The organism is Hoylesella timonensis 4401737 = DSM 22865 = JCM 15640, assembly GCF_000455445.1.
GTDB classification, from domain to species: domain Bacteria; phylum Bacteroidota; class Bacteroidia; order Bacteroidales; family Bacteroidaceae; genus Prevotella; species Prevotella timonensis.
Map to the genome: position 1 here is coordinate 19,534 of NZ_HG417093.1, position 9,394 is coordinate 28,927.

At 38.3% G+C, this 9,394-nt stretch carries 6 protein-coding genes; 5 read left to right on the top strand and 1 reads right to left on the bottom strand.

Annotated elements, in window-relative coordinates:
* Nucleotides 1–182: 182 nt before the first annotated feature.
* Nucleotides 183–950: a hypothetical protein gene (locus tag BN35_RS04850; protein ID WP_025073129.1), complete on the bottom strand. Its 768-nt coding sequence runs from the start codon at nucleotides 948–950 to the stop codon at nucleotides 183–185.
* A 153-nt stretch (nucleotides 951–1,103) separates the two neighbouring features.
* Here BN35_RS04850 and leuS point away from each other — a divergent pair, with 153 nt between their 5' ends.
* The 5 genes from leuS to BN35_RS04875 are packed head-to-tail and all read left to right on the top strand — an operon-like array spanning nucleotide 1,104 to nucleotide 8,797.
* Nucleotides 1,104–3,953 (top strand): leucine--tRNA ligase, encoded by a 2,850-nt coding sequence (gene leuS / locus BN35_RS04855; protein ID WP_025073130.1) that lies wholly within the window; start codon nucleotides 1,104–1,106, stop codon nucleotides 3,951–3,953.
* The gene (locus tag BN35_RS04860; RefSeq protein WP_025073131.1) at nucleotides 3,950–4,927 is read left to right on the top strand and encodes a YitT family protein; all 978 of its coding nucleotides are present in this window, start codon (nucleotides 3,950–3,952) and stop codon (nucleotides 4,925–4,927) included. The genes leuS and BN35_RS04860 overlap by 4 nt, the downstream gene beginning before the upstream one ends.
* A complete protein-coding gene (locus BN35_RS04865; protein WP_025073132.1) occupies nucleotides 4,875–5,513 on the top strand; it encodes a non-canonical purine NTP diphosphatase in 639 nt (212 codons plus the stop codon). Before BN35_RS04860 ends, BN35_RS04865 begins: the two co-directional genes overlap by 53 nt.
* Nucleotides 5,514–5,525: 12 nt before the next feature.
* On the top strand, nucleotides 5,526–7,541 hold the full coding sequence (gene porZ, locus BN35_RS04870; RefSeq protein WP_028901311.1) for a type IX secretion system anionic LPS delivery protein PorZ: 2,016 nt from the start codon (nucleotides 5,526–5,528) through the stop codon (nucleotides 7,539–7,541).
* Nucleotides 7,517–8,797, top strand: coding sequence for a glycosyltransferase family 39 protein (locus BN35_RS04875; RefSeq protein ID WP_028901310.1), 1,281 nt, complete (start codon nucleotides 7,517–7,519; stop codon nucleotides 8,795–8,797). The genes porZ and BN35_RS04875 overlap by 25 nt, the downstream gene beginning before the upstream one ends.
* The last annotated feature ends 597 nt before the right edge of the window (nucleotides 8,798–9,394 follow it).

The following is a 9,394-nucleotide window of genomic DNA, read 5'->3' on the forward strand; positions in this document are numbered from 1 at the left end:
ATGAACTTGCTGCTATAGAAAGGACTTTTCTCAATGATTAGCTGATAAACAATTTGTAGAAATAAAGGTAATAACTCTGAATTTTATTGACAAACCACAGCTTATAATTCGCTTATTTACATTAATTTGCAGGTATTTTTTTCGTGAGAAGAAGACAAATACCATCTGTTTGCCGTTCTTAATTATCGGTAAAAGGTAATCCAATTGGTACCGTAATCTTGCGTTTTTGGATGTATGTACTGCACAATTCCTTGATTGTCTCGATACCAAGAGTAATTCCAACCCTCACCCATGTCTAAGTATAAGGCTTGCGTAACACCGTATCTACCTAAAAATTTGATGAAATTGATGAGCAACAAAGGCTGCCGCGACTCTATTATACACAGTTTTCCCTTGCGCTCGCACAAAGCCCGACAAATATTCTTTCCCACAACATTGGCAGGCATACGTAGTCCGTTATTGATTAACATCATTTGTCCAAAGCCCATACCACTCTCATCAGCTGCCCGTGCCACTTCGGCTGCGTAATCCTGATAAATAAACTTCCATTGACAATGCGCATATACAAAAGCACCTGTGTTTGCCTTACAAGGGTAGCCTTTGTGGTAAACTCCTCCGCTGACATGGTTTCCAGCGATATTTTCATGGCTGAATTCCTTTTTAAGTTGACCCGTAAACGCTGCCGCACACACCATGATAACCGATGTATCGGTTGGCTGTGGCATCACTCCACACACCAAATCCATGCGCTTGAAATGTGGATAATATATTTGCAACTGCTCGGTTGAATCCAAAGTAATATGATGATAAATCTGAGTTGTGTCTTCCATCGTATCGTTACTGGTGAGAAACGAACTCATAGGATGGGGCTGCTTTTGCTCGTTACAGCTACAAATCATTAAAGCTGTAACGAGACCTATACATCCTATTTTGCATTGATAACTCATCATTCTGCAAAGGTAGTATTTTTTAACATGAACAATAACTAACCCGTGAGTTTTCTATAAAATTCACTTTTTATTCATTTTATATTTCTTTTTTTAGTAATTTTGCTACCTAAATAGCATTTGATCATTATTTCAAGTAGAAAATAAAGATATCCTATGGAATACAATTTCAGAGACATTGAAAAGAGATGGCAACAAGAATGGGTGAAAAACAAGACTTATCATGTTGTAGAAGACAAGCAAAAACAAAAGTTTTACGTACTTAACATGTTCCCTTATCCCTCTGGTGCAGGGCTACACGTGGGTCATCCCTTGGGCTATATTGCCAGTGATATTTATGCTCGATATAAACGTCAACAAGGATTTAATGTGCTGAATCCCATGGGATACGATGCCTATGGATTGCCTGCCGAACAATATGCCATACAAACTGGTCAGCATCCAGCCATCACCACCGAGCAAAATATCCAACACTATCGGGAACAATTGGATAAAATAGGATTTTCGTTCGATTGGGACAGAGAGATTAGAACTTGCGATCCCAAGTATTACCATTGGACACAATGGGCATTCATCAAGATGTTTCAATCGTATTATGACAATGACTTACAGAAAGCACAGCCCATTACAAAACTGATACAGCACTTTGAAACAAAGGGTAGTGACGGTTTGAATGTGGCACAAAGTGAAGAATTGTCCTTCACAGCCCATGAATGGAAAACCATGAGTGAGCAAGAACAGCAAACCATATTGATGAATTATCGCATTGCGTATCTTGGAGAAACCATGGTAAACTGGTGTGCTGGATTAGGAACAGTACTGGCAAACGATGAAGTTGTTGATGGAGTGAGCGAACGTGGAGGTTACCCTGTAGTACAAAAGAAAATGCGTCAATGGTGTTTACGCGTGTCAGCGTACGCGCAACGTTTACTCGACGGACTGGACAACGTACAATGGACGGAATCCTTGAAAGAGACCCAGCGCAACTGGATTGGTAGATCGGAAGGTGCAGAAGTACGATTCAAGGTTGCCGACAGCGACATCGAGCTCACCATTTTCACCACTCGTGCCGACACAATGTTTGGTGTCACCTTCATGGTTTTGGCTCCCGAAAGTGACTATGTTTCACAAGTTACGACTTCGTCGCAAGCGCAAGAAGTGCAAGCCTATGTAGATGCCACCAAAAAGCGCACCGAGCGAGAGCGTATCTCCGACCGTCGAGTATCGGGTGTGTTTACAGGTAGCTATGCTGTGAATCCACTCACGGGCGATAACATTCCTATTTATGTGAGCGACTATGTATTGGCAGGCTACGGAACAGGTGCTATCATGGCTGTTCCAGCGCACGACAGCCGCGATTATGCTTTTGCCAAACACTTTGATTTACCTATCATTCCACTGATTGAGGGAGCTGATGTGAGCGAAGAAAGTTATGATGCAAAAGAGGGAACGGTGATCAATAGTCCGATAAAAGGAAAACAAACTACCTTCAGTCTCAATGGCATGCAGGTAAAAGAGGCTATTGCTGCCACCAAAGAATACATCACCAAACAGGGCTTAGGTCATGTAAAAGTGAACTATCGCTTGCGTGACGCCATTTTCTCTCGCCAGCGTTATTGGGGCGAACCATTCCCTGTATATTATAAAGGTGGTATGCCTTACATGATTCCCGAAAACTGTTTGCCTCTCGAATTGCCCGAGATAGATAAATACGAACCTACAGAAACAGGTGAACCCCCATTGGGACGTGCCATGAAATGGGCATGGGATATTGAAAAGAATGTAGTTGTTGATAAGTCTCTGATAAATAACACTACTGTCTTTCCACTCGAACTGAACACGATGCCTGGTTTTGCTGGAAGCTCAGCTTACTATCTACGATATATGGATCCACATAACGAAGAAGCATTGGTAGCTAAGGATGTAGCCGCTTACTGGCAGAATGTAGATTTATATGTGGGTGGAACAGAACACGCAACGGGGCATTTAATCTACTCAAGGTTTTGGAACAAGTTTTTACATGACTATGGTTATTCTTGCAAGGAAGAACCCTTTGAGAAGTTAGTGAATCAGGGTATGATACAAGGACGTAGCAACTTTGTGTATCGTATCAATAATGATGACCATTCGGCTGCACCAGTATTTGTCTCGTTAGGATTGAAAAATCAATACCAAACCACGCCCATCCATGTGGATGTAAATATAGTACATGGCGATGTGCTGGATATAGAAGCTTTCAAAGCGTGGCGACCAGAATACAGAAATGCAGAATTTATCTTAGAAAATGATAAATATATTTGTGGTTGGGCGATAGAGAAGATGTCAAAATCGATGTACAACGTGGTCAATCCTGACATGATAGTAGAACAGTATGGTGCAGACACGTTGCGTCTGTATGAAATGTTCTTAGGCCCTGTTGAGGCAAGCAAACCATGGGATACCAATGGTATAGACGGTTGTCACCGATTCTTGAAAAAACTGTGGGGATTAGTTTACGAAAATAGAACCGATAAGTTCTTGCCTAATGATGACGCTCCAACCCCTGAACAACTAAAGTCTGTACATAAACTTATCAAGAAAGTAACGGGCGACATTGAACACTTTTCGTATAATACAGCCATTTCTGCATTCATGATTTGCATAAATGAGTTGGCACAAAGCAAATGCACAAATAAAGAATTACTTAAAGACGTTATCAAGCTATTGGCACCCTTCGCCCCACACATCAGTGAAGAACTGTGGCATGCACTTGGAGAAACCACTACTGTTTGCGATGCACAATGGCCCGAATGCAACGAAGAATACCTCAAGGAAAATGATATTCAGATGACTGTCTCGTTCAATGGAAAGGCTCGTTTCCAAAAGGTTTTCTCGATAGATGATAGTAAAGAGGAAATTGAAAAAAAGGTACTCGCCGATGAACGCACACTTAAATATATGGTAGGAAAAACCATTGTAAAGATTATTATAGTTCCACGTAAAATTATTAATATCGTACTAAAATGATAAAAAATAAAGAATATGTCATGAATGAAGTGAAAGACTATGTCTTCATTACATTGGGTCTTTTACTTTACACTACCGCATTTACCATTTTCTTGTTGCCATACCAGATTGTAACGGGTGGTGTTACTGGTATGTCAGCCATTGTGTATTATGCCACGGGCTTTAAGTTGGAAAATACTTATATGATTATCAACTTTACGTTGTTAATCGTTGCGCTCAAGATTTTAGGCTTCCGATTCATGATGAAGACTATCTACGCTATCATTGCCCTTTATTTCATGTTAATGTTTGCACAAAGTCTAATGCCTTTAGATGCTAACGGAAACTTTATCAAGGTATTGGGCGAGGGACAAGACTTCATGTCAATGGTCATTGGATGCTGTATCACTGGTTCATCACTGGCAGTGGTATTTCTCAACAATGGTAGTACAGGAGGCTCGGATATCATTGCTGCTTGTGTCAACAAATACAAGGATATGTCACTTGGACAGGTATTGATATTGATTGATATCTTTATAGTCAGCAGCTGTTTCTTCTTCCCGCAATTTGGTGAAATGGCACAACGCGCCCACAAAGTAGTATTTGGTTATTGCACCATTATCATTGAATGTTTCATGCTCGACTTTGTGTTTGCCCGTCAACGACAATCCGTTCAGTTTATGATTTACTCGAGAAAACACGAAGAAATAGCAGAAATTCTATCTCAGGAAACCGACCATGGACTGACTATTCTTGACGGTCATGGATGGTACACAGGACAAGAAATCAAAGTAATCTGTCTCTTGGCTCGTAAAAACGAGAGTCAACTCATCTTCCGACTCATCAAAATGACCGACCCAAATGCCTTTGTCAGTCAGAGTTCTGTCATTGGAGTATACGGCGAGGGATTTGATCAAATCAAGGTAAAAGTAAAGAAAAAACATGAAGATCGTATTCGCAACAAACAATCCCAACAAGCTTCAGGAAATTCGTGACATATTAGAAGAACGATTTGAAATAGTGTCTCTGCAAGATATAGGTTGTCATGAGGATATTCCAGAGACAGGAGAAACCTTGCAAGAAAATGCTCTTCTAAAAGCTAAGTATGTGGCTGAGCATTATGGTTTAGACTGCTTTGCCGATGATACGGGGCTCGAAGTGGAAGCTCTTCACGGTGCTCCCGGGGTTCACAGTGCACGCTATGCAGAGGGAACCGACCATAATAGCGAAGCAAATATGCAGAAACTTTTGCACGAATTACAAGATAAAGAAAACAGAAAAGCTCGTTTTCGCACTGTCATTGCCTTGCTGCAACATCACAAAAATCAACAAAAAGAAAATGTTAAAAATGCTTTTGCAGCACCTGAAATACATTATTTTGAAGGACGTATAGACGGTATCATTGCAAAAGAAAAACGTGGCAACGCTGGTTTTGGATATGACCCACTATTCATTCCCAATGGTTATCAGCAAAGTTTTGCTGAACTTGGTGAAACCATAAAAAACCATATCTCGCACCGTGCAAAGGCTGTAGAAAAGTTAGCAGAATATCTTCATAGCAAGATCAATGAAACTTCATAACCCAATTGCAGCATGAAAACAACCTTCGTATCTGTCCTTCTCTTGCTTATGTGCTGTTTACAAGGTATGGCACAAATAGGAACATGGAAAGTATATCCATCCTATGACCACATTACAGATGTACAGCAAGCTGGATCTACGATTTATACATTAGCCTCAGGTGGACTTTTTGCGTATCATAAAAGTGATAATAGTGTCCAAACTTTTGACCGAACAACGGGGCTAAATGATACAGAAATTACGCACATTGGGTATAATAGGGCAGCCAAACGGTTGGTTATTGTGTACAAAAACTATAACATAGATTTGCTTGATGACAACGGCAATGTGACCAATCTTTCAGATTACTATAATAAATCGTTAACCGTTGATAAAACCATCCATTCTATTTTCATGAATGGTATTTATGCCTATCTCGCTACAGGATTTGGCATTATGAAAGTGAATGTAAGAGATGCCGAAATAAGTAATACTTATTTTTTAGGCTTTCAAGTAGACTGGATTCATCAAGAGCAAGACCAATTGATAGCAGAATCGTCCACAAAAGGGAAATATGCGGCAAAATTATCTTCCAATTTATTAGATAAAAATAATTGGAAGAGAATAGGAAATTATACCAAAAATACCAACTCAAAGGATGAAGTATTGATGAAGAAAATGGAAGAGTATCGTCCACACGGTCCTCAATATAATCATTTTTATTTTTTAAAGTTTGCTCATCACCAACTTTATACCACTGGAGGTGGTTACGAACCAGGGGGTATAAGTTTGTCACACCCAGGTATTATCCAAGTTCTTGAAGACAATCAATGGCATATTTATCAAGATGATATTGAGAAAATAACAGGATATTCTTATGCCGATATCAATTGCTTGGCTATCAATCCGAAAGATAAAAACCATGTTTTTGCTGGTGGTAGAACGGGACTCTACGAATTTCAAAACGGAAAACTTAAATCCTTTTATAACAAAGACAACAGTCTTCTCATGCCTGCTGTTGATAAAGGAAAGGAACTTGACAATACGTATGTCCCTATTAATGGATTGATATTCGATGAAAATCAACATCTTTGGATACTCAATAATCAGACAAAAGGACAAAGTATCCTTGAATTATTACCCGATGGAACGATGAAATCTCACCATCAAAAATCGTTGATGAAAAATGGATTAAGTCCCAGTTTACTTCATCATCCTTGTATAGACAGTCGTGGTCTACTGTGGTTTTCAAATGGAGATTACCGCCTTCCAGGCTTATTTTGTTATAACAGTAAAAATGAAGTATTCCATACCATTACCAATTTCATCAACCAAGATGGTACTTCTATGACTCCCACTGCTGTTAAATATGTAACCGAAGATCTTCAACACAATCTTTGGATTGGAACAAATATGGGACCTCTTTTATTGGAAGCATCGCAATTATCCCAACTTCCTAATGTTACTTTTACACAACCCAAGATAAATCGTAAAGATGGTAGCAATCTTGCCGACTACTTATTATCAGGAGTAGATATTACGTGTATTGCTGTTGACCAAAGCAACCGAAAATGGTTTGCAACAGGAAACAATGGGGTGTATCTAATGAGTGCTGACGGTAACGAACAAATACATCATTTCACCACCAACAACAGTGTATTACCCTCTAACCATATTCAAAGTATTGCGATTAATGATAAAACAGGTGAAGTGTTTTTTGGTAGCGATAAAGGACTTTGTTCTTATTACAGTGATGCTACAGAAGCTGTAGAAACGATGAACAAGGAAACGACTTATGCTTACCCAAATCCTGTAGAACCAGGCTATACAGGGCCAATCACAATTGTTGGTCTCAGTTATCAAGCCGATATAAAGATAGTTACAGCCAATGGTACACTCGTTGCTCAAGGAAAAAGTAATGGCGGTACTTTTGTTTGGAATGGCACTGACATGAACGGAAAACCAGTTGCTTCGGGCATATATATGGTGCAAACAGCCGATCAACAAGGCAATAAAGGAACTGTATGCAAAATTGCTATCGTCAGATAAGTATTATATTCTTTATCTTTTTATTGCTGATACTCATCGTATTTGGTTATACACCGACAAACGATGGAGAAGGTTATTTGGAATATGCACATACCTGTCTGAACTATGGAGAACTTTATCCTTGTACTCCTACCATACAAGGAGAACCCTTTATATGGAATATTGGACAAATAAATTTGGTGATACTCTCACTGTATTTATTCAATTCTATCGTTCCAATCCTTATCTTGATGTGCTTACTCAAAGCTTGCTCGGCTTATCTGTTGGCACGAATTACTCAAAAACTTTTGAACGAACGAATAGCACTCATTGCTATTTTACTGTATGTATGCTACCCAAATAATTGGGGACAAAGCACTACGATTCTTTCTGAAATACCTTCTGTCACGCTTTTATTATGGGGAATATTTCTTATTCTTCATTCTTCGCATTATCAACAGCTTTTTATAGCTGGTTTTATCATGGCGTTTTCTAACTGGTTTCGACCGCTTGGATTGATTTTTATAGGCACATTTATTTTATATTTTCTTATTTTTGAACGGCAAAAATGGTGGCGTAAGACAGGTAGTCTTCTTGCAGGATATTTACTGTTTATTACTGTCGTTGGAACGAGTTGCTGGTTACGCACTGGTTATTTTCTTTATCAAAGTGATACCTTATGGTTTAATATGGTGGCAGCTACTTATGAAACAAGTGTTGAACCTCATTACAATGCCGAAATGTACCCGAAGGGAACGCTGAGATATATTGAAGATAGGGAACATAAAACAGCCATTGAATGTAAGGATATTTGGAAACAACGGAGTATCAACTGGCTAAAACAACATCCATTTACCTACTTGAAAAAAGTTCCAGGAAGATTATTTTATATGTATATGAACGATATGGACAATATTTCTGCTTTCTTATCTGACAAATCAAGCGCAGAAAACAATTACATCACACTTCCTTATCGCAGCTTATTGAAAAACTTGAAGAATCTTATGCCTATTCAATGGTTGGGACTTTATAATATGATTTTTTATTGGCTCTTACTACTTTCAACTATTTTCTCTTTTCATTTTTTGCGAAAAGAGAAGCAATATAAAGTACTCTTTCTAACGCTTAGCATCCTTGTGGGAGGCTCTTTGGTTTTGGTATTGGCTGTACACGGTGAAACAAGATTTAAGGCTCCATTCATGCCATTTATCATCATGACTGCTGCTATCAGTATTGCCCAATGCTATGGTAAGAAACCATACCAAAAGAGAGGTTAGTAAAATACAGAAAAATTGTATTTTGAAATTTCATAGACGTTATCCACATACCTTATATATTTTATATTTTTTATTTCTTATAAAAGAAAATAAAATAGAAGGTATGATGTACTGTGGATTTGTTGATAAATAATTAGTGAAATGTTTGGTATATTGTTTATCCACCTTTCAATGTAAGTTATACTTATCTTTCAATAATATCTTCTCTTTGATTTTCAGAATTATAGGATAGTTAAACACATTCTATCTTTTATAGGGGGTAGTGAATAAGTGGATATCTTTTTTGATGAAGAAACTGTGGACAAACTGTTGAAAGACGTGTTATAAAAGGGTAGATATCCACGATAAGTGGCTTTGAAATTATAGAGCGTGGAAAAGTATCAGCTTATCAACAGAGTTATCCACCTGTTTATCCACCATTTTGTGCTTAATATTATGCAAATAAAAAAGTAAATAAATTGTACAAAAAGCAAGGCATAAAATAGTTCAAAAAACAAAGCATCAAGATGGTTTTATTGTAAACATGACTTAAGGGCATTATCTCCATGAGTTAAGCCCCTTATTTACATGAGTTAATGCCCTTATCTCCATGAATTT